The sequence below is a fragment of the Thalassospira povalilytica genome (assembly GCF_002844235.1).
Taxonomy (GTDB): Bacteria; Pseudomonadota; Alphaproteobacteria; order Rhodospirillales; family Thalassospiraceae; genus Thalassospira; species Thalassospira povalilytica.
This window is the reverse complement of the sequence record NZ_PGTS01000008.1, coordinates 39,948-60,128: the sequence shown is the minus strand read 5'-3', so window position 1 is coordinate 60,128 and position 20,181 is coordinate 39,948. Positions and strand designations below refer to the sequence as shown.

The window sequence follows — 20,181 nt, the reverse complement described above, 5'->3', positions numbered from 1 at the left end:
ATCACGAAAATGCGCAAAAACGCATAAAACTGCGATTTTCCCGACGGTTACTTTGTCCCCCCCGGCCGCCAATTCCCGCCGGTTACAGTTTCAAGAAACCTTGCTTCAAATCGCACTCTGCCCTATTGAAAGCACAGAAATCCTTGCGATTCCCCCGGATCAAGGCGGGAAAGACCGGGAAACCCGATACCCAAGATCAAGAGAACGACCGATAAAATGCTGCAAATTACCGATCTCACCTATCGTATTGGTGGCCGTGTCATTCTTGACCAGGTTTCCCTGACCATTCCCGATGGCCACAAGGTCGGCCTGATTGGTCGCAACGGGGCGGGTAAATCCACTCTTTTGAAACTGATTTCCGGTGAACTGGCCACCGATGGCGGCGACATTCGCCTGTCCAAGCGGGCGCGCATGGGGGTTGTCTCCCAGGAAGCCCCGGCAGGCAGCCGTTCGCTGATTGAAACTGTTCTGGCTGCGGATACCGAACGCGCCAGCCTGCTTGAAGAAGCCGAAACAACCACCGACCCCCATCGCATCGCCGAAGTCCACACCCGCCTTGCCGATATTGATGCCCACACCGCCGAGGCGCGCGCGGCATCGATCCTTTCGGGTCTGGGCTTTGATGCCGATGCCCAGCAACGCCCGTGCGATGATTTTTCCGGCGGCTGGCGGATGCGTGTCGCACTTGCCGCGACCCTGTTCCTGCGCCCGGATCTGCTGCTGCTTGATGAACCGACCAACCACCTTGATCTCGAAGCCACCATCTGGCTTGAAAACTATCTGATCAACTATCCCGGCACGATCATCCTGATCAGCCATGATCGTGATCTTTTGAACCGCGCGGTCAAATCGATTGCCCATCTACATGACGGCACCGTCACGCTGTATGGCGGCAACTATGACAAGTTTGCCAAGACCCGGCGCGAACAGATGGAACTCGCTTCCAAGCAATATGAAAAGCAGATCGCCCAGCAAAAGCATCTGCAATCCTTCATCGACCGCTTCCGTGCGAAGGCCAGCAAGGCCAAACAGGCGCAAAGCCGTGTCAAGATGCTTGAAAAAATGGGGCCTGCGATCCCGGTGGTCGAAGACCGCGGCATTACCTTTGACTTCCCAAGTCCCAAGGAACTGCCACCGCCCCTGATCAATATCCATAATGGCGAAGTCGGCTATGAACCGGGCAAACCGGTATTGCGCAATATCAGCCTGCGCATTGATATGGATGACCGCATTGCCCTTCTGGGCGCCAACGGCAACGGTAAATCGACCCTGGCGAAATTGCTCTCGGACCGGCTTGAACTGATGGCCGGTGAAAAGACCGCCTCAAGCAAACTGCGTATCGGCTATTTTGCCCAGCATCAGACCGACGAACTGATCGGTGAACAGACCCCCTATCAGCATATGGCGGCCCTGATGTCCGATGCGATCGAAAGCAAGGTGCGCGCGCAACTTGGCCGCTTTGCCTTCGAAGGGGACAAGGGCGACACCAAGGTCAAAGACCTTTCGGGGGGCGAAAAGGCGCGTTTGCTGTTTGCGCTGATGACCCTTGATGCACCGCATATGCTGATCCTTGATGAACCGACCAACCATCTTGATATCGACAGCCGCGATGCGCTGAACCATGCGCTTAACGCCTATGAAGGTGCCGTAATCATCATCAGCCACGATCCCTATCTGATCGAAGCCTGTGCCGATCGTCTGGTTCTGGTGGCCGATGGCACGGTAACCGCCTTTGACGGCGACGTATCGGAATATCGACAGTATCTTCTCGATCGTGCGCGTGCCGAACGCCGGGCCAACAAGGCCGGCGAGGACGATGCCAATGGCAAGGACGCCAAACGCGACCGCAAAGCCGAACGTCAGCAGGCTGCCGAAAAACGCAAGGCCGCCGCCCCGGTCAAACGCGCAATTGAAAAGCTCGAATCCCAGATGGAAAAATTGTCCGCGCGCAAGGCCGCAATCGAAACCGAAATGGCCGATCCCAAACTTTATGAGGCCGCCAATGGCCAGAAACTCGGCGACCTTCAAATGGAACTGGGCAAGATCGAAAGCCAGCTTGGCGACATCGAAATGCAGTGGTTGGAAAAGCAGGAAGAATACGAAACGCTTGTTGCGTAACCTTTGCCGGTCACCCTCACATCCCAGACCAAATCAAAAAAGGCAGGCTCGTTCAGCCTGTCTTTTTTTTAATCCCGGCATTGTCCGCTGGTGGTTTAATGCAGTGCCCTTGCTGCGTCACTGCCCTTTGCCTTGCGCACGCGCTTTTGCTGATACATTTTTTCATCGGCAAATCCGATCAGCGCGATCGTTTCGTTGCAATCCCCGGGATAGACAGCAATCCCGATGCTGGCCCCGACCGTGATGCTAAGGGCATCAATCTCAATCGGGCGCTGGATCGATGCCGCGATTTTCTGGGCCACCCATTCGGCTTCATCGCGTCCGTTCACCGCATCGGCAATCACGGCAAACTCATCCCCGCCCAGTCGGGCAACCGTATCGCCCTGACGCACGGTATTCTTGATGCGTTCACCGACCTTGCGCAGGACCTGATCGCCGATTTCGTGACCATAACGGTCATTGACCGGTTTGAAACCGTCCAGATCAATATAAAGAAGCCCGATCGAATGGCCTTCGTTTTCCGCATGACCACAGGCAACTTCAAGCCGGTCTTCAAACAGCAACCGGTTGGGCAACCCGGTCAGGGCATCATGATTGGCCTGACGCCACAATTCCTGTGCGTTTTCCATGTGGCGTGAAATGTCAAAACCCATCTCGACGAAATTGACATCCGATGTTGTCGGATCGGTAATCGCGCTGACCACGACATTGGAATAAAAGAAATCCCCGCTTTTGCGGCGGTTGCGCACTTCGCCTTCCCAGGTGCCATTGGCACGCGCCGCCATCAGGATCTCGTCGAGTGCCTCGGCATTTTCGCGCTGGGCACGCAGGAATGATAACGGCTTTCCAATTGCCTCGTTTGGCAAATATCCGGTCATCGCGGTAAAGCCCGGATTGACCTTAAGGATCGTACCCGTGTCATCGGCGACAACCACACTGTTTTTTGATGCCCGCAGAACCTGTTCGGATAAGCGCGCGTCAAAGCTTGCAACGATCTGGTTCTGACGGGTCCAGGCATAGGCCGCACTGCCGATCGCAATCAGGAAAATGAACGCGGTCGAAACAATCGTCAGCGTGTCACGTTCGGGCGACAGCAACTGTTCAAGCACATCATTGGGCAACCGCGCCCCGACATACAGGTTCAGCCGGCTGCTTTTTTCCTGATCACTGCCAAAGATCACCGACAGGGACCGGTTGGAATTGCGCGCCAGAAGAAGATCGGAAACATCAAGCCGCTGGACCGAATAGAAACCGCTATCAACCCGGAAACTTTGCAATCCCAGTTGCATGCTTTCCCAGGCCTTCGGGTAACGGTCACCGATCACCGCGGGCATTCCTGTCAGTTCCTCGGACCAGTTTTCGCCCGGCTTGCCGCCCAGCATCCAGCCGCCATCACCATCCAGAACAAACGGCTCTGCCCCGTCAAGTTTCAGCGACTTGACCACTTCTTCAAGTGTCGATGCCGCCCGAAGGTTCAAGACCACAACGCCATGGCGTTCCCCGAACCGGTCAAAGACCGGCGCCGACAGCCGGATAACCGGCTTGATCGGCTTTTCGATCTGGCCAAATTCCTCGTTCAGATCGACACCCGATATATAGATCGTCCCGCGCGGCGCATTGCGGGCCAGCTGGAAATAGGGTCGCTCGCTTTTGTTCTGAAGTTCGCGTCTGGGCACGGAAAACGGAATGCCGCTGCCGTAATTGACGCGCACGATTTCCATGCCATCATTGTCAAGCAGCCTGATCTGGTCATAAATCCCCCGCCGCAGCGAAAAGACCGCAAACTCGTCCGCCACCTGATCAAGACTGGCCGTCCCGGCGATTACCGCGTCGATCTGCTGGCTTTCTGACAGGATCAAAAGATCGGAAACCACGATATCGATGCGTTCGCGCAATACCGATATCGATTTTTCCAGTGCATAACGCTGGTCATCGGAAATGACCTTTTCGCGCACGGCACTGCCTTCCCATGACAGCAACCCGACCACAGCCAGGAACACGGCACTCAGCGGTGCGAAACACACCAGAAATGACTTCACATGACCGAATCTGATCATCGCTTTCCCGCTGTTTGATGAACCATGTTCCAAGCCGTTTCTGGCTGGCACCGTTATGGAAACCCTATTCATAACAATGATTTCAACAAATCATAACGCATCAACCGGCATTCGCATACCGCTTGTCGGGCTGATCACGCGATATTGTCTCCATGCCCCGGCAACCAGATGCCACAATCGCGCAATGACGATGCCGCGCATTGGCAAATCATCCTGACATGATCCTGTCAGCAGCCCCCTGCTACCTTGCGCCCATCACAACCGTTATTCATCTGGCAAGGTCCCCTCATGACACTCATGACACCCATGACTTATGTTGAAAACCTCTGGCTCTTTTTCGTTCTGCTGTCGGGCATCATTATCGTGCCTGGCATGGACATGTTTTTTGTCATTGCCAATGCGCTGACCGGCGGGCGGCGTGCCGGGCTTTCGGCCACCGCCGGCATCATGCTGGGCGGTGTTTATCATACCCTGCTTGGCGCGATTGGCATCAGCGCCCTTCTGGCAATTGCGCCATGGCTTTTGAATGTCATGCTGTTTGCCGGTGCGGCCTATATGATCTGGATTGGCGTGACTTTGATCAAAAGTGCAATCACGGTCGGGGCCATCCGGGCAGCCAGACCGTCCTCACTCTGGATCGCCTTTCGCCAAGGCATGATTACCTGCATGCTCAATCCCAAGGCCTATTTGTTTATTTTCGCCGTCTACCCGCAATTCATCCGGCCGCAATATGGACCACTTTGGTCACAGGCACTGGTGATGGGGATCATGACGGCGGCGGTCCAGCTTGCGGTCTATGGCGCACTCGCACTTGCGGCGGGCACAAGCCGCACCCTGATCACCGGCAACCCGACCGCAACCATCTTTATTGGCCGTGCCGCCGGGGCATTATTCATCGGCGTCGCCCTTCTGACCGCCTGGCAGGGCGCAAGGACCCTGAACTGAACTGAACTGAACTGAACTGAACTGAACTGAACTGGGCTGGGCTGGACTGGGCTGGACTGGACTGGACTGGACTGAACCAAGCCGTGCCGGTCCGGACATCCCAGCTTGCAGGCTGAACTGAAGGGCATCGGGCCGATCCGAGTCCGTGTCCGAGTGCGGGTCAGGCTGGGATCGGACTGAAGAGAGCTGAAGCACGCTTAAATGGGCAGAAATGGATATAAACACCCCAAACTGGCCGAACGCCTGACGCCGCACTCCAAATCACCGTCCCTGCCCTTCCCCGGCCGATCCAGCCGTGATCTGTCTTAAGTCATCCTGATCAGAGATAAGACAGGATGATGTCAAATGACATGCAGACCGGACGACGCGATCCGGTCCGGATCACGCGGATGGCTTGAACGTAAAACACCCGCGAACCGGATTGGCTCGCGGGTGTTTTGACTATTCAGCCAGATTTAATAATCAGGCCGATTATTCGGAAATTTTAAAGACCGGAAGCACCGAACCTTCGTATTTGGTTTCGATGAACTGACGGATCGCATCATCGTGATAGGATTCAACCAGGGTTTTGACCCACGGTGCGTCCTTGTCCTGGGTGCGGGTGACGATCACGTTGGCATACGGGCTGTCATTGCCTTCGATCGCGATCGAATCCTTGATCGGGTTCAGACCGGCTTCAAGCGCGTAGTTGGTGTTGATCGCCGAGGCATCGAGATCCGCCAGCGAACGCGGCAGCTGTGCAGCGTCCAGTTCGACAAAACGAATGTTTTTCGGGTTTTCAATCACGTCAAGCGGGCTGACAACCAGACCGACAGACGGATCAACCTTGATCAGGCCCTGTGCCTGAAGCACCAGAAGCGCACGACCGCCATTGGTCGGGTCGTTCGGGATACCGATTTCGGCACCGTCTTCAAGCTCGTCCAGGCTTTTGATCTTGTCGGAATAAATGCCCATCGGGGTCAGGATGTTGTAACCGACAACCGCCAGGTCATAGCCACGATCCTTGATCTGGTTGTCCAGATACGGCTTGTGCTGGAAGCTGTTGGCTTGAAGGTCACCATCATCAAGCGCCTGGTTCGGAATGACATAATCCGAGAAGCTGACGATTTCGATATCAAGGCCCTTGGTCGCCGCAACCTTGACGACTTCTTCCATGACTTCTTCATGCGCACCCGGGGTAACGCCGATTTTGATTTTTTCGTTGGCAAGTGCCTGACCGGTCAGGGCCGATGCCAGAACGGCCGCAGCCGTCAGTTTAAGCAGAAACCGCATTGTAAAAACTCCTTGTTTTCGCTGTTTTTTGCGGGAATTTCAAAATATGAGGGTTGCTCATATATTCCGTTTGTCGGCTTTGCGCGCCATCCAGTCGCCGGAGCTCTGAACCGCCTGCACAACCACAATCAGGGTAATCACCACAGCCGCCATCACATCGGGGCGGAACCGCTGATAGCCGTACCGAATGCCAAGATCACCAAGACCGCCGGCACCAACCGCACCGACCATCGCCGAATAGCCGATCAGCGTGACGGCGGTCAGGGTCAGACCATGAATAATGCCGGGCAAGGCTTCGGGCAGAAGCACCTTGGTCACGACCTGAACCGGCCGGGCGCCCATGGCCTGGGCAGCTTCGATCAGGCCGCTATCGACTTCGCGAATGGCGCCTTCGATGATGCGTGCGATGAACGGGATCGCCGCGACGGTCAGCGGGACAATTGCCGCAGATGTGCCGATCGAGGTACCGACGACAAACCGGGTGAACGGAATGATCGCAACGGCCAGAATGATGAAGGGTACGGAACGGGTCGCATTGACGATCGGACCAAAGATGCGCTGGAACCAAAGGGCTTCAAACAGCTCCCCCCGGCCCGACGTCGCCAGAAGCACGCCAAGCGGCAACCCCATCGAGGTGCCAAGCGCCAAGGCAGCCGCCACCATATAAAGGGTTTCTCCGGTTGCCTGAAGCAAGATCGGTGCGAGTGTTGAAAACATGATTAACCCTCCTGCCCGCTGGATTGGTCCCGGGATTGCGCACTATCCTGACCGGCGCGAAATTCGACGAATTCATCGGCCAGAAGCGATTTGGTGGTGTCATGGACCGGGTTGGCAAAGATGCCGTCAACCAGCCCTTCTTCGACAATCACCCCGCCATCCATCACCGCCACACGATCACAGAGCGCCTTGACCACCGCCATTTCATGGGTGATCACCACCATGGTCAGACCAAGGCGTTTGTTGATGTCTTTAAGCAGATTAAGGATCTGACGGGTGGTTTCCGGATCAAGGGCCGAGGTGACCTCGTCACACAGCAAAACCTTCGGGCTTGATGACAGCGCACGTGCAATGCCGACGCGCTGTTTCTGGCCACCGGACAGTTCGGCCGGGTAGCGGTCACGCTTTTCCTCAAGCCCGACCAGCGGCAACAACGGATCGACGGCTGCGGCAATCTCGGCCTTGCTGGCACCGGCCAGTTCAAGCGGCAATGCGATATTGTCATAGACCGTGCGCGACGACAGAAGATTGAAGTGCTGAAACACCATGCCCAGCTGACGCCGAAACAGCGGCAGGTCACGGTTGGAAAGCTTGGTAACGTCGGTGCCATCAACAATCACCGAACCCGAAGTCGGCGTTTCAAGCAGGTTGATGCAACGGATCAGGGTGGATTTCCCGGCACCGGAACGGCCAATGACACCAACAATCTCGCCGGCTGCGATATCAAGATCGATACCGCGCAGCGCCGTATGTTCGTCACTGCCACGTCGTGCAGGATAAGTCTTCTGGACGTTCGAGAGCCTGATCATGGACCTCAACCTTTCCGTAGATACAAAAAAACCGCCGCGGCTTCACCGAGGCGGTCGTACATACGGAGCATATACGCCCTCTCGCTTTAGCCGCATTTTTATCGCGCCCGCAAGCTGAGGAGCAAATCGGCGCGTTCGATGTAACCTGTGTACCCCACTGAACGCAGTTCATCAATGGCAATGATCATGCATTTTACGCATGGCTTTTATGATCGGCAAATATACAACACTAAAATTTTGTTTAAACCACCTCGCCGCCACAGCGTCACAAATGGCTGCTTCCCCCGTCTAGTTTTGGTCAACATCAATGCGGGATTGGACAGATGGCCTATGCCGACCGGATCAGTGACCTTGCCAGAACCCTGGCGCAATACCCGACCGTGGTAACGGTAACGGGCAACAAGGTTGATGTACGCACCAAGGCGCAGCTTTCAACTCTGTCCTCGGAAACAGCGTCGCTGCAAAAGCTCGCCGCCGAAGGGGACGCTGCCCTTGCCAGTGGCAAATGCCCGGATGCCGCCAACCTGTCATCGCGCCTGCAATCCGGCGCCGGTCAAATCACCGCCACCCTGTCTGCCTTTGGCGCACAGGATGCAGAACGCCTGAAATCCATGAGCATCTTCAGCAAACAGAAATTCGATGCCAGCGCCACGTCACGCTATCAGGCAGAGAAACGCTTTGCCGATGAAGTCAACAGCCTGCTGACACAGGAAGCACAGGCGGTCGCGAAATTGGAAAGTGGCACCAAGCCAGCTCCTACACCGCAGCCCGATCCAAAACCCCAGCCAACCCCAGAGCCGACGCCGGCACCAAAGCCGGAACCGACGCCAACACCGACACCCGGCCCCTCACCTTCTCCACAGCCGGAGCCCGTACCCGTACCGTCCCTGAACGACGTGATTGGCGCAATGCCCGGTTACTTGCAGGCGAACTATCCGGACACCGTAAGCGGTTACGATACTGACCAGCTTGCCGACTGGTGCTCTGCCACAGGGAAGCAAGCGATCAAACTGGGCGTGAAGACGAGCGACGGTGTTATGGATTTCATCGTCGCATCGGCTCTCAGCAAGGGCGACTTGCAAAAGCAGGATTGGGCCGAGGCCATTCTCAAAGACAGCACACTTGGTACGGTTGATGACCAGGCTGCGATCCTGCGCAATGCCGCCGAAGTGCGCAAAGAAATGGACCTGGTTCTTTCGATCTAGCCGTCCCTGTCTTTTGTCAGAATCTTAAAAACGATTGAGGTCGCCATGCCACAATACACAGTCCAGCTCACTGCACCGGCAGGCAACTATCCGTTCAGCTTGGTAACTGTTTCCCTGTTTTGCGCAGGCCAGCCACAGCAAAACTGCGACTTGCGGTTTCAACCCAACGCCCTTGTGCAGCAGCATGTTTTCAATATTGCAAACGGCATTTGGCGGCTGCGCGTATCTGGCCGGGGTTTTGTTCCGATTGATCAGCAAAACATCAATGTGAACGCCAATGCAGTGAACGCGCAAAACCTGACGGTGCTATACTACACCTTGCATACCGACAGGGATCGCGATGGAAATCTTGACGGGCCGGGACAACTCAACCAGAAAACCCCCAATGCAATAAGCTTTGGCACACAGGGGCGCGGGGCGATAATTCCCGTTAACTGCAACCGTCAGGGTAACAATGCCGGTATTGGCTACACCGACAATCAGGACCAGAATATCAACGGAAATATTGATCTTGCGCATGATGTGGCCCAGATCGAAATTCGAAGGAACATTGTTGGTCCGCCGGCCGGTGTTCCCGGAAACTGGGGTCTGAGACTGAAACTCGACAAGGCCACGGATGACGACGACGACGCGGTTCGACATTTCCGGATTTTTGACGGCGTTGCGCATAACAGTGCCGAACTCATCGGACCGCAAACCGTTCAGGAAGTCGCCGTCACGACCAACAGTGTCGGAAATGCACGTACACTGGGCATTGAGGCCATCCGGTTTGCCGGCCACAACTTTCCCTCTGGCCAAGCTGTGCTAACACTTTTCACTATTCAGCCAGAAGTAACCGGCGCAGGTAACCCGACTTATTTCTATAGCGAACGACTTGCCGTTGCCCGCTGGATCGGCAGCCATCACCGTCAGGCCGTGTCATGGCTTTACGTTGCTGATGCTCCGAATGTTACACCCGATCCTGCAAACCCGGACAACCCGGACCCGGATCCGAATATTGCAAATTTCTGGACCAATTTGGGAGCCAATGCGACCAATAACGCTTTTAGAACTGCACTCGGAAATGCGGCGGCTGCGGACAATCCCGTCATCCAGGTCAATACCGCCGATCCCGTCCATACTGCCGCGACCCGCAACTATTTCCTTCAGGGGAATAACTGGGTCAACTATGCCCCGGAAGACCGGTATGATGATCGATGGCTCCGCGATACAATGATTTCCGGATTCAGCAAATGGCCTGGCGCGGCAGGTGCGGCTGAACTTCAAAATGTGTTTATGAAGACACATCGTTGCAGGCCACTGCAAAACTGGGTGTATCGGACGTTACTTGACCTACCTGCTCTTGTGAATCCGGGCAACCCGCCCCACCCGAAAGTTGGTGTCTATTACCCGGCTGCCAGTGATCCGGACGATCCGGTTTCGGCCAATTCCGGCGGCAATTTCGGTGTGACGCCACCGGTACAAAAAACGGTCAATGGTGCCACCACCAATTATCTGTATGGCCGGATTTACTATGGCCATAGCACCGCACACCAGAACTCGCATCAAGTGGACCCAAGCAGCCGGGAGTTCCTGTCCGCTCAGAACATTCAGGCGCCAATTCACCTTGATACGGACTGGCTTGTGGTCGGACATGTCGACGAGATGATGACCTTCGTCCCTGATGAAGGTCAGGCCGACCAATTCAAGAAATGGAAGCTTCTGGTTGCAAGTCCCAAAGCTGCCTATGACATTCTAACCGCAAACAATCAGGCCCATGGCAATGCAAGAATGCTGCAAAGACCAGCCTGGAATGTTGTTGGAAATACCTTCAACTATACCAATCTCAATCTCGCAAACTCGCAATGGAATGCAATTGCCGGACAACGCGAAGAGGTCGGCGTTGCAGTCAACGCAACCATTGCCGATTTCCTGGGTAATGGTCAGGCCCCGTTGCACAATCCGCGCCGCGATAAACAGCAGGTCATCCGTTACACGTATCAGGATCTTCGAAACTGGAATCTCAATGGTGTTGAAACCGTCATTGAACGCAATATCACCAAGCTGAAAAACGCGTTTGATCTGTCGGAGCAGGATATCATCCGCGTTCCCGTAATTTTTTATCCTGATGGTTTCCTGCGCGGCAATTTCACATTTGGCGATAAAATTTCCCCCTGGACGCCTGGACGCAACGAAGGCTTTAACGTCTTCCCGGGTAAACAGGGTGGTTTCCAATGTGGGGCCCTTACAGCAGACATGCCCAATATGTTTGTTGGCAATGACCGTTTGATTATTCCAAAGCCATTCGGCCCCTGGGTTGAAGCCCCCGGACATGACAATGACCCGAACAAAACCAACGAGGACAATAACGGGTATGACCTGTTCGAACGTGATCTGGTCACCAAACTTCAGCAGGCCGGTATCAATCTGAGATGCATCTTTATTGATGACTGGTACGATTATCATGTTGTCAGCGGCGAAATTCATTGCGGTACAAACGAGTTGCGCGCGCAATTCAACGGACAGGCCGCCTTTGGAAATGCCCGATATGCGAACTGGTGGACTGCAGTCAATGCTTAGAACAGCAAGACCCACCAGACAAAAGCTTGGAGCGATGTCATGACCGCACAATCAGACTATCAGACAGCCTTGCAGGAAGTCGGAAAGCTTGCCCAATGGGAATCTCGCCGGATTACAGGCCGTCCCTCCCCCAACGATACGAACCAGATATTTCGGCAGTATAAGGGAAGCATTGCCGCCCCGATGATTGATGACCTCAAATCGGGAAGCTGGAAGAAGCTTGAGAGCTGGCAACTGAACGGCATGCTTCAATATCTGTCGACCTATGGCACATCGGCGGCCGTCAGTCCGTTACGCGACATCGAAAAGGACTATCCAGTCGATCAGATCAAGCAACAGGCAAAGGAACTGGCCGATTTGCTGGCGACACTTGATGTTGCTGTTTCCGAGGCCCGCAAACTGAAATCCGTTTCAGATGCCATTTCTTCTGGCGACACGGACAAAATGGCGCGTGCAATGCTTTTGGCCCTTGCGCAACTTGATCCCGATTGGCCGGTTCGCGCATCCGCCATCCAGTCGGACCTGTTCAAGCTGTCCGCAGACAGCTTTCCGGCCATTAATGAACTGGCGTTGGGAAAATTAAGCGAAGATGATGTCACCAAGGCATTGATCGAAATTCTGTTTGCAGAATTTCTAACCCCTCCGGGAACCACACCGTAACTGGTATCTCGGCTACAGATCAGGTCAAACGCACAGGAATATCAGCTTTCAGCCTTCTTCTCCCACGCGCCTTGCGGGGATTGCTGCCAGTAGGAAAGCTTGTGCCCGGCGTCTTTCCAGTCTTTCCAGCGGGTACGGGCCTCGGCCACCGCGTCGTGGTCACGGTCATCAAACAGCATGATGACGCGTTCGTAATCGGCGACCTTGTCACTCATCGCCCGGTCGGTCAGAAACAGGAACTGGGCACTGTTGGGATTTTCATCCTCGGATGTCAGCCAGACCGGCTGCATTTCCGGATCGCCATCGGATTTGGACCCGTGTGGCAACCAGCTTGCCGGATCATAAGTCCAAAGCAATGTATTGATTGCCTCAATCCGCTGTTCATTCCCCGTCATCACCACAGCACGTTTTTCCCGCTCCAATGTTTTGGACAGCAGGGTCGGCAATGCACGTTCCAGCGGCATGCTGGTGAGATGATAAAACCAGATATCAGCCATAAAGCGGTTTTAGCCCGAACATGAAAACGGGGCAAGGTGATCCACACCCTGCCCCGCAAATTACGGCTTATCGAAACCGAAATCAGTTTTCGTAATTATCGGCAACAAAGCGATCCAGCAGACGCACGCCAAAGCCGGTACCGCCTTTGGGTACGACTTCCTTGTCAGCGGTCGACCATGCCATTGCCGCGATATCAAGATGCGCCCACGGGCGGTCCTTGGTGATAAAGCGTTTGAGGAACTGGGCCGCGGTGATCGACCCGGCCGGGCGACCGCCAACGTTTTTCATATCGGCAATGTCGGATTTAAGCTGCTTGTCATAGGCCGGTGACAGCGGCAGACGCCACACACCTTCATCAACGGCAAGACCGGCCGTTGTGATCTGGGCAGCCAGATCGTCATTATTGGAAAACAGACCGGCATTTTCATGACCAAGGGCAATGATCACCGCCCCGGTCAGGGTCGCCAGATCAACGATCAGACGCGGATCGTATTTTTCCTGAACATAGGTCAGCGCATCACACAGAACCAGACGGCCTTCGGCATCGGTATTGATGACTTCAATCGTCTGACCCGACATCGAGGTCACAACATCACCCGGACGCTGCGCGGTCGAAGACGGCATATTTTCAACCAGACCCAGAACCGCAACCACGTTGCATTTCGCCTTGCGACCAGCCAGGGCCTTCATCAGACCGGAAACGACACCGGCACCGCCCATGTCCCATTTCATGTCTTCCATGCCCGCCGCCGGTTTAAGCGAAATACCGCCGGTATCAAAGGTCACGCCCTTGCCGACAAAGGCAATCGGAGCGTCTTTTTTCTTGCCACCGTTCCAGCGCATGACAACCATCGCCGGTTTTTTGGCCGATCCCATGGCAACGCCCAGAAGCGCGCCCATGCCGAGCTTTTTCATTTCCTTTTCATCAAGGACGTCAATTTCGACACCGAGCTTTTCCAGTGCGGAGACTTCCTTGGCAAAGGTCTCCGGATAAAGAACGTTGGCCGGCTCAGACACAAGATCACGGGTGAAGAACACGCCTTCGACGACCTTTTTGGCGCTGTCGAACTGTTTCTTGGCGTCCTTGTGGTCGCGGGTGGCGATATCGAACGCCTTAAGAACCGGCTTGTCTTCCTTGGTTTCGGTGGTGCGGTATTTATCGAAGCGATAATCACGCAGCATGGCACCGGTTGCAAAATCACAAGCCAGGTTTTCCATATCGAACAGAACGGTAAGTTCCTTTTCCCCGGTCGCCAGGGCGCGCGCCGTGACTGAGCCGCCAAGCTTCTGAGCGGCGATCACGTCAAATTCGGCTTCCTTGCCAATCCCGAAAATGATCACGCGCGACAGATCGACATTTGCCGGAGCAAGGATCTGGAGGCTTTGCCCCGACTTGCCCTTGAAGGTCGACGACTTGATCGCCTTGGTGATCGATCCACCGGTTGCTTCATCAAGCGCAACCGCACTTGGCATCAGATCAGCCCCCTCAGTCGCAAAGGCAATAACGGCACCGCTGGACGGAATGGCGAGATCGGAAAACGTGATCTTCATGGTGAACAGGACTCCTGTCATGTTTCGGGGCGCGCGGCCCTTTCAAAAGCAGCCGCGTTGAAATTCTGCCCCTAATCTAGCGTGAATAACGCGCTTGAAAAGCCTTATCATCGAAAAACACAGGGTTTTCACGTAAGAGCAACCTGTTGCCCCCGTGATTTGGCATGCGTCAAAATTGCGCAACGTCAAAGACAGCATTTCAAACACCGCTATGATCGCCTCATAACTTGCAGGAGGCCGATCATGCCCGCCAAGCCCGCCCCGATTTCGATCACCGAACCGGCCGCCCGTTCCCATCCGTTCTGGAGCGGGGCGTTTCGCCCGCTTTTTCTGTTGGCCGGGATCCTCGCGCTTGTTGCCGTCGCCTGGTGGGTGGCGGGCTATGTCCACGGAATTACGGTGCCAAGCCTTGGCACGCCATCCTTCTGGCATGCCCATGAAATGATATTCGGATTTGGCGGGGCGGCAATTGGCGGTTTTTTATTGACCGCGATTGCCAACTGGACGGGACGACCACCCGTTGCCGGGTCGATGTTAATGGCCCTTACATCAACATGGATTTTGGGGCGTTTTGCTATTGGCTTTGCCGAAAACCTGCCGCCGCTTGCCGTGATTGTCGGAGCATTGGCCTATTTCGTGTTTCTGATTACGTTGGGGGCGCGTGAGCTGATGGCGGCGCGTAACCTTAAGAACATGCGGGTTCTGGCGGTGATTGGCATCATCGCGCTGTTTGACGGGCTGTTTGTTGCATCCTGCCTTGATGTCATCGCCCTTGATCCGGTGATGCTTTATCAAACGGCGATCCTGACGATCATTTTGCTGATCGCGCTGATTGGCGGGCGGGTGATCCCGGCCTTTACGCGCAACTGGATGCAACGCGAACAGATTCCGGCGCCCCTGCCCGTCCTGTTTGGCCGGTTTGACATGGTGTGTCTGGCAAGTATCGCACTTGCCATCATCACCGTGATCATCACGCCCGATCCGGCCCTGCCCGGTTATGTGTTGCTGATGGCAGGCGTGCTTCATGGCGCGCGCCTGATGCGCTGGCGCGGGGTTCACACTTGGCGCGAACCGATTGTTGCCATGCTGCATCTTGGCTATTTCTGGGTGCCGGTCGGATTGGGACTTTTGGGGGCATCGATGATTTGGCCCGATGCCATCGGATCGCGCGATGCCTTGCACGGACTTACCGGCGGGGCGATGGCCTGCATGATCATTGCGATTGCCGGGCGGGCCGCCCTTGGCCATACGGGCCGCGAATTACGCGCCAGCATGATGCTTAATGCCGCCTTTGGCCTGATCTGGTTTTCTACCGTGTTTCGGATAGTGGCCGGGCAAAGCAATGCGCATTATGTCACCATTCTTGCCATTGCGACCCTGATGTGGGTTGGCGGATGGCTGGCTTTCCTGATCGGCTATGGTCCGGTTCTGCTGGGACCGTCGCAAAAGAAAACAGGCGGCATTCCGGTGCGCTAAACAATCGCCGCCTAAAAATCAAACAGCGATAACGACGGGTTGGATTTGATATATTCCACATCGCCGTTATCGATATCACCCGTGCTGTGCCAGCCATGCATTTCATAAAAACCGTGCGCACGGTTTTTCGGGTCTGCCCCGGTGGTCAGTGAAATGTCATTGCATCCCTTTGCAAACAGCCATTCCTCGGCCGTGCGCAGCAAGGCCGCACCAACACCGCGCCCTTCGAAATCGGGATCAACAAACAGCGCCCAAAGCGTCGCCTCGCTTGGGATGGCGATGGCAAAACCGGCTGCTGATCCATCCAGATCGGCAATCCAGATGCCATACCCGTCGGCAAGCCATTTGCCAAAAGCCGCCTTGGTGACGCCGCGTTCGGCAAGCTCGGTCGCGGAAAGATGGTTTTCGCGTACACGGCTTCGAATGGCAAAAATGGCGCCGACATCACCCAACCGTGCTTTTCGAATTTTGATGCCAGCCATGCAGCGCTTCCAGATGCGTTAAAACCGCGCGCACTTTAGCCAAGCCGACGAATTACGCTACTAAAAACGTCATGATTGTCAGGCGCCGGTGCCAAGGTAATCTTCGTCACTGACCGGCTCCAGCCAGTCAACCGGCGATCCGTTCAGTTTTTCCTGAATGGCAATATGGGTCATGGCCGTTTCGGGCCCGGCACCATGCCAATGCTTTTCGCCGGGCTCGAACCAGACGATATCACCGGGGCGAATTTCCTCGACCGGGCCGCCTTCGCGCTGTGCCCGGCCAACCCCGGCCGTAACAATGATGGTCTGGCCGAGCGGATGGGTGTGCCATGTGGTGCGTGCGCCGGGTTCAAACGTCACATTGGCCGCTGCCACCCGTGCCGGATCGGCAGCACTTATGATCGGTTCGATCCGCACCCGGCCGGTGAAATATTCCGGCGATCCGGTGGTCGAGGCTTGCGATCCTGCGCGCTTGATATCCATGACGTTCCTGCCTTTTTGCCTATCACGTTTTTGAAAGAAGTTTCACCGGCTGGCGCTTTGGCCCCCAGGTTCCCGGGTTGGCCTGAAACACGCCGGCGCAATGGGTGCCGCAAGTCTTGCAGGCCCCGTGGGTATCAAGGTTCCAGTCTGATAACTGATACCAGTCCCGCCCGATCAGGATATCGCCACAGCCATGGCAAAAGGTGCTGCTATGGGTTTTGTCATGGACGTTGCCGACATAGGCGTAGCGGATGCCGTTTTGCATGGCGATCCTGCGCGCACGCACCAGTGTTTCGGCCGGGGTGCGTGGGGTATCCATCATTTTCCAGTCGGGATGAAAGGCCGAAAAATGCATCGGCACATCAGGACCCAGTTCATCATGGACCCATGACGTCATTTCATGGAATTCGGCGTCGCCATCATTCTCGCCCGGGATCACAAGATTGGTCAGCTCTACCCACACACCGGTTTCATGGCGGAGATATTTAAGGGTTTCCAGCACGTCATCCAGATGCGCCGAGCACAGCTGATGATAAAAGCGATCCGTAAAACCCTTCAAATCGACATTGGCGGCATCCATGTGTCGGAAGAATTCCACACGCGCCTCATCGCCAATATAGCCCGCCGTCACCGCCACGGTGCGCAAGCCCATTTCACGGCAGGCAATGGCGACATCGACGGCATATTCAAGAAAGATCACCGGATCATTATAGGTAAAGGCGACGGATGAGCAGCCATGGGCCTTGGCGGTTTTGGCGATCATTTCCGGGGTCGCGAGCGAGGAAAGCTTATCCATCTCGCGCGCCTTGGAGATTTCGTAATTCTGGCAGAACTTGCAGGTCAGGTTACAGCCCGCCGTGCCGAATGACAGGATCGGGGTGCCGGGCATGAAATGATTGAGCGGCTTCTTCTCGATCGGATCAATGCAAAAGCCCGAGGATCGGCCCCACGTCGTCAGCACCATCTGATCGTCAAGGCGGGCCCGGACAAAACACAAGCCCCGCTGCCCGTCGTTTAGCTTGCAAAAGCGCGGACAGACATCGCACTGAATACGGCCATCCTCAAGAAGATGCCAGTAGCGGCCGGGGACGGTGTCGGTCAACACACACGTTCTCCCACTAAATCATTTCAAGAAGTAAGTAAAAACCGAACCTAATGAAGCAGCAACAATAGCAGTCAAAGTTTGAACAACTATTTGATCCTTGTTTCTAGTAAAGAAACTTTCCCTCTTTGATCGCCAAGTAGGATTAATCTTCACAGGCTTTCTAAACAGAAAACAGTAGCAAGCCAGAATCCAAAAAATAGCAACCAGAAAAACACCAGAAAAAAACAAAACCTCTCTGTATTTTTCATTGGTCACACCGAAAATATCAATTATCTGCTCAAGAAACAGAGCGAACAATACAAAAATAAAATTAGCCGGTTGAAAAAAATACCATCTACGGAGAAAATCTAACTTCGGCACACTATGACGTAAAATATTTGTTACCTTTAAATATTGGTCACCTTTTTTCTGATCACAAGTAAAACTAACACCGTATTTTGATATTCGAATCCTACAGAAATCATCAATCGACCCGCACCTTATGACCAATGCGTCCATGCCCGACAGACCCTTAAAGTTTATATACAGGTCTTCAATACTTTTAAATTTGTAGTCGTCAGTCTCTATACCTACATCACCAGAAACTGTTTGAAATATTTTGTAGATTTTATCTATATCGTCGAAAAATAAAACGGCGCCATCCAAATCAAACGACAGATCCTTTTGCTTCTTCTCCATAAAACCTCGACAAAACAATCAATAAACTGGAAAAATATCGCTATATTATATATTCTTATTATTGAGAGAACAACCGAAACATAGTCGAGATTCTCCATGACCATCATCCGCCCGCCTGCTGTTGCCGGGACGTTTTATCCGGCCGATGCCGATCTCTTGCGCAGCGAGATTGACGGGCTGATGGGTGCGGCCTTGCATGCCGATGCCGCGCAGAATACGGCCATTCCCAAGGCGATCATTGTTCCGCATGCCGGTTTGATGTTTTCAGGAAGTCTTGCCGCCCTTGGCTTTGCCACGGTGCGTGCCCTTAAGGGGCAGATAAAGCGCATTCTGATCATTGGTCCGGCGCATCGCATGGCGTTTCAGGGCATTGCACTGGCCAAGGCCGATGGTTTTGCCACCCCGCTTGGCACCATGCGTTGTGATCTTTTAGCCCTGCAAACCGCCCTGTCGCTGCCACAAGTTCAGATGCTAGATGACGCGCACAAGCTTGAACACGGGCTTGAGATCGAGTTGCCGTTTATCCAGCGCCTGTTTGGCGAAAATACAGATATCGGGATTGTGCCGCTTCTGGTCAGCCGGTGCAGCCCGCGCCAGGTCAATGAAGTGATTGAAAAGCTGTGGGGTGGACCGGAAACCCTGATTGTCATTTCATCGGACCTGTCACATTTCCATGATTATGACACCGCCCGGCGCATGGATGGCAATACGCGCAACATGATCGAGAATTTCGATGCGGAAAATATCGGAAGCGATGATGCCTGTGGCGCGCTTCCGGTGGCGGGGATGTTGCTGTCGGCACGAATGCGCAAAATGCGGATCGAAACATTGGGCATGCGCAATTCCGGTGATGTCACGGGGGATAAATCCCGCGTCGTCGGCTATGGCGCCTGGGCACTTTATGAAGAAAGCAGCCAGCCGATGATCACACCAGACAACACCGAAGACAATTTCGCCAAGGCGACCGAGGATCTGATCAAGGCCCATGGCCCGGCCATGCTTGATCTGTGCCGCAAATCGATCCTGCACGGGCTTGAAACCGGCGCACCATTGCATGTATCGCCGGGCGAAGTCGCACCGGCCCTTGCCGCACCGGGGGTATGTTTTGTGACGCTGAAGAAATCCGGGCAATTGCGTGGCTGCATCGGGTCGATCATTGCACACACCGATCTTGCCACCGATCTGTGTGAGAACGCGTTCAAGGCAGCGTTTCGTGATCCGCGCTTTGCCGGTCTGACACAGGACGAGATCAATGATGATCTTGAGCTTTCGATCTCGGTCCTGTCGCCGCCCCACCCGTTCCCGTTCAAAAGCCAGGATGATCTGATTGCCAGACTGACCCCGTTTGAAGACGGCATCATCCTGTCGGATGGCAATCGGCGTGGCCTGTTCCTGCCACAGGTTTGGGATCAGTTGCCCGATCCCGGGGACTTTGTCGCCCATCTTAAACGCAAGGCCGGATTGCCGATGGATTACTGGTCAAACACCATGCAAGCCCAGCGGTTTATCACGCGCGGCATCGCAGGCCGTGACGTGACACCAAGCGGTTTCTGGCGCGATGCCTGA

Annotated in this window: 16 protein-coding genes, 1 pseudogene and 1 riboswitch; of the genes and pseudogenes, 7 read left to right on the top strand and 10 right to left on the bottom strand. The window is 54.9% G+C overall.

Features of this window, described 5'->3' with window-relative positions; all coding sequences use genetic code 11:
* The first annotated feature begins 216 nt into the window (after positions 1-216).
* A complete protein-coding gene (locus tag CU041_RS18290) occupies positions 217-2,118 on the top strand; it encodes an ABC-F family ATP-binding cassette domain-containing protein (RefSeq protein WP_101247981.1) in 1,902 nt (633 codons plus the stop codon).
* A gap of 95 nt (positions 2,119-2,213) precedes the next feature.
* Here the strand turns inward: CU041_RS18290 and CU041_RS18285 are convergent, their stop codons facing one another.
* The gene (locus tag CU041_RS18285; protein WP_068518218.1) at positions 2,214-4,175 is read right to left on the bottom strand and encodes a diguanylate cyclase domain-containing protein; all 1,962 of its coding nucleotides are present in this window, start codon (positions 4,173-4,175) and stop codon (positions 2,214-2,216) included.
* A 288-nt stretch (positions 4,176-4,463) separates the two neighbouring features.
* On the opposite strand from CU041_RS18285, the gene CU041_RS18280 reads away from it, so the two are divergent.
* The gene (locus tag CU041_RS18280; protein WP_233433171.1) at positions 4,464-5,120 is read left to right on the top strand and encodes a LysE family translocator; all 657 of its coding nucleotides are present in this window, start codon (positions 4,464-4,466) and stop codon (positions 5,118-5,120) included.
* A 471-nt stretch (positions 5,121-5,591) separates the two neighbouring features.
* Here CU041_RS18280 and CU041_RS18275 read toward each other — a convergent pair whose 3' ends face one another.
* The 3 genes and pseudogenes from CU041_RS18275 to CU041_RS18265 form a co-directional block, all read right to left on the bottom strand.
* The gene (locus CU041_RS18275; RefSeq protein WP_101247979.1) at positions 5,592-6,392 is read right to left on the bottom strand and encodes a MetQ/NlpA family ABC transporter substrate-binding protein; all 801 of its coding nucleotides are present in this window, start codon (positions 6,390-6,392) and stop codon (positions 5,592-5,594) included.
* A 57-nt stretch (positions 6,393-6,449) separates the two neighbouring features.
* Positions 6,450-7,109, bottom strand: a complete 660-nt coding sequence (locus CU041_RS18270; RefSeq protein WP_068518220.1) for a methionine ABC transporter permease — start codon at positions 7,107-7,109, stop codon at positions 6,450-6,452.
* Positions 7,110-7,189: 80 nt separating this feature from the next.
* Positions 7,190-7,918, bottom strand: a pseudogene (locus tag CU041_RS18265) (methionine ABC transporter ATP-binding protein); the annotation flags it as partial.
* 65 nt (positions 7,919-7,983) lie between these two features.
* A riboswitch (SAM riboswitch) is annotated at positions 7,984-8,061 on the bottom strand.
* Positions 8,062-8,241: 180 nt separating this feature from the next.
* Here CU041_RS18265 and CU041_RS20845 point away from each other — a divergent pair.
* From CU041_RS20845 to CU041_RS18250, 3 genes are read left to right on the top strand one after another with little or no spacing between them, the layout of a single operon-like run.
* Complete coding sequence (locus CU041_RS20845) at positions 8,242-9,123, top strand: hypothetical protein (protein ID WP_101247977.1); 882 nt, start codon at positions 8,242-8,244, stop codon at positions 9,121-9,123.
* Between the two features lie 45 nt (positions 9,124-9,168).
* Positions 9,169-11,682, top strand: a complete 2,514-nt coding sequence (locus CU041_RS18255; RefSeq protein WP_101247976.1) for a protein-arginine deiminase family protein — start codon at positions 9,169-9,171, stop codon at positions 11,680-11,682.
* Positions 11,683-11,721: 39 nt separating this feature from the next.
* Entirely contained in the window at positions 11,722-12,342 is a 621-nt protein-coding gene (locus CU041_RS18250; protein WP_101247975.1) for a hypothetical protein, read from the top strand.
* Between the two features lie 41 nt (positions 12,343-12,383).
* Here CU041_RS18250 and CU041_RS18245 read toward each other — a convergent pair whose 3' ends face one another.
* Complete coding sequence (locus tag CU041_RS18245) at positions 12,384-12,839, bottom strand: DNA polymerase III subunit chi (protein WP_101247974.1); 456 nt, start codon at positions 12,837-12,839, stop codon at positions 12,384-12,386.
* An 82-nt stretch (positions 12,840-12,921) separates the two neighbouring features.
* Positions 12,922-14,391, bottom strand: coding sequence for a leucyl aminopeptidase (locus tag CU041_RS18240; protein WP_068518304.1), 1,470 nt, complete (start codon positions 14,389-14,391; stop codon positions 12,922-12,924).
* A 243-nt stretch (positions 14,392-14,634) separates the two neighbouring features.
* On the opposite strand from CU041_RS18240, the gene CU041_RS18235 reads away from it, so the two are divergent.
* Positions 14,635-15,867, top strand: coding sequence for an NnrS family protein (locus tag CU041_RS18235; RefSeq protein ID WP_101247973.1), 1,233 nt, complete (start codon positions 14,635-14,637; stop codon positions 15,865-15,867).
* 11 nt (positions 15,868-15,878) lie between these two features.
* On the opposite strand, the gene CU041_RS18230 is transcribed toward CU041_RS18235, so the two are convergent.
* The 4 genes from CU041_RS18230 to CU041_RS18215 form a co-directional block, all read right to left on the bottom strand.
* Positions 15,879-16,349: a GNAT family N-acetyltransferase gene (locus CU041_RS18230; RefSeq protein ID WP_101247972.1), complete on the bottom strand. Its 471-nt coding sequence runs from the start codon at positions 16,347-16,349 to the stop codon at positions 15,879-15,881.
* 78 nt (positions 16,350-16,427) lie between these two features.
* Positions 16,428-16,832 (bottom strand): (R)-mandelonitrile lyase, encoded by a 405-nt coding sequence (locus tag CU041_RS18225; protein ID WP_101247971.1) that lies wholly within the window; start codon positions 16,830-16,832, stop codon positions 16,428-16,430.
* 22 nt (positions 16,833-16,854) lie between these two features.
* Complete coding sequence (gene amrS, locus CU041_RS18220) at positions 16,855-17,934, bottom strand: AmmeMemoRadiSam system radical SAM enzyme (RefSeq protein ID WP_233433170.1); 1,080 nt, start codon at positions 17,932-17,934, stop codon at positions 16,855-16,857.
* Positions 17,935-17,955: 21 nt separating this feature from the next.
* Positions 17,956-18,615, bottom strand: a complete 660-nt coding sequence (locus CU041_RS18215; protein WP_101247969.1) for a hypothetical protein — start codon at positions 18,613-18,615, stop codon at positions 17,956-17,958.
* Positions 18,616-18,711: 96 nt separating this feature from the next.
* Between CU041_RS18215 and amrB the strand changes: the two genes are divergently transcribed.
* Positions 18,712-20,181, top strand: coding sequence for an AmmeMemoRadiSam system protein B (gene amrB / locus CU041_RS18210; protein WP_101247968.1), 1,470 nt, complete (start codon positions 18,712-18,714; stop codon positions 20,179-20,181).

Bases quoted from the DNA above. Each gene is read 5' to 3' on its own strand.
- CU041_RS18290 (WP_101247981.1), top strand. From the start codon at position 217: ATGCTGCAAATTACCGATCTCACCTATCGTATTGGTGGCCGTGTCATT.
- CU041_RS18245 (WP_101247974.1), bottom strand. From the start codon at position 12,839: ATGGCTGATATCTGGTTTTATCATCTCACCAGCATGCCGCTGGAACGT.
- amrB (WP_101247968.1), top strand. From the start codon at position 18,712: ATGACCATCATCCGCCCGCCTGCTGTTGCCGGGACGTTTTATCCGGCC.
- CU041_RS20845 (WP_101247977.1), top strand. From the start codon at position 8,242: ATGGCCTATGCCGACCGGATCAGTGACCTTGCCAGAACCCTGGCGCAA.
- CU041_RS18215 (WP_101247969.1), bottom strand. From the start codon at position 18,615: ATGGAGAAGAAGCAAAAGGATCTGTCGTTTGATTTGGATGGCGCCGTT.
- CU041_RS18240 (WP_068518304.1), bottom strand. From the start codon at position 14,391: ATGAAGATCACGTTTTCCGATCTCGCCATTCCGTCCAGCGGTGCCGTT.
- CU041_RS18285 (WP_068518218.1), bottom strand. From the start codon at position 4,175: ATGATCAGATTCGGTCATGTGAAGTCATTTCTGGTGTGTTTCGCACCG.
- CU041_RS18250 (WP_101247975.1), top strand. From the start codon at position 11,722: ATGACCGCACAATCAGACTATCAGACAGCCTTGCAGGAAGTCGGAAAG.
- CU041_RS18275 (WP_101247979.1), bottom strand. From the start codon at position 6,392: ATGCGGTTTCTGCTTAAACTGACGGCTGCGGCCGTTCTGGCATCGGCC.
- CU041_RS18255 (WP_101247976.1), top strand. From the start codon at position 9,169: ATGCCACAATACACAGTCCAGCTCACTGCACCGGCAGGCAACTATCCG.
- CU041_RS18225 (WP_101247971.1), bottom strand. From the start codon at position 16,832: ATGGATATCAAGCGCGCAGGATCGCAAGCCTCGACCACCGGATCGCCG.
- CU041_RS18230 (WP_101247972.1), bottom strand. From the start codon at position 16,349: ATGGCTGGCATCAAAATTCGAAAAGCACGGTTGGGTGATGTCGGCGCC.
- CU041_RS18235 (WP_101247973.1), top strand. From the start codon at position 14,635: ATGCCCGCCAAGCCCGCCCCGATTTCGATCACCGAACCGGCCGCCCGT.
- CU041_RS18270 (WP_068518220.1), bottom strand. From the start codon at position 7,109: ATGTTTTCAACACTCGCACCGATCTTGCTTCAGGCAACCGGAGAAACC.
- CU041_RS18280 (WP_233433171.1), top strand. From the start codon at position 4,464: ATGACACTCATGACACCCATGACTTATGTTGAAAACCTCTGGCTCTTT.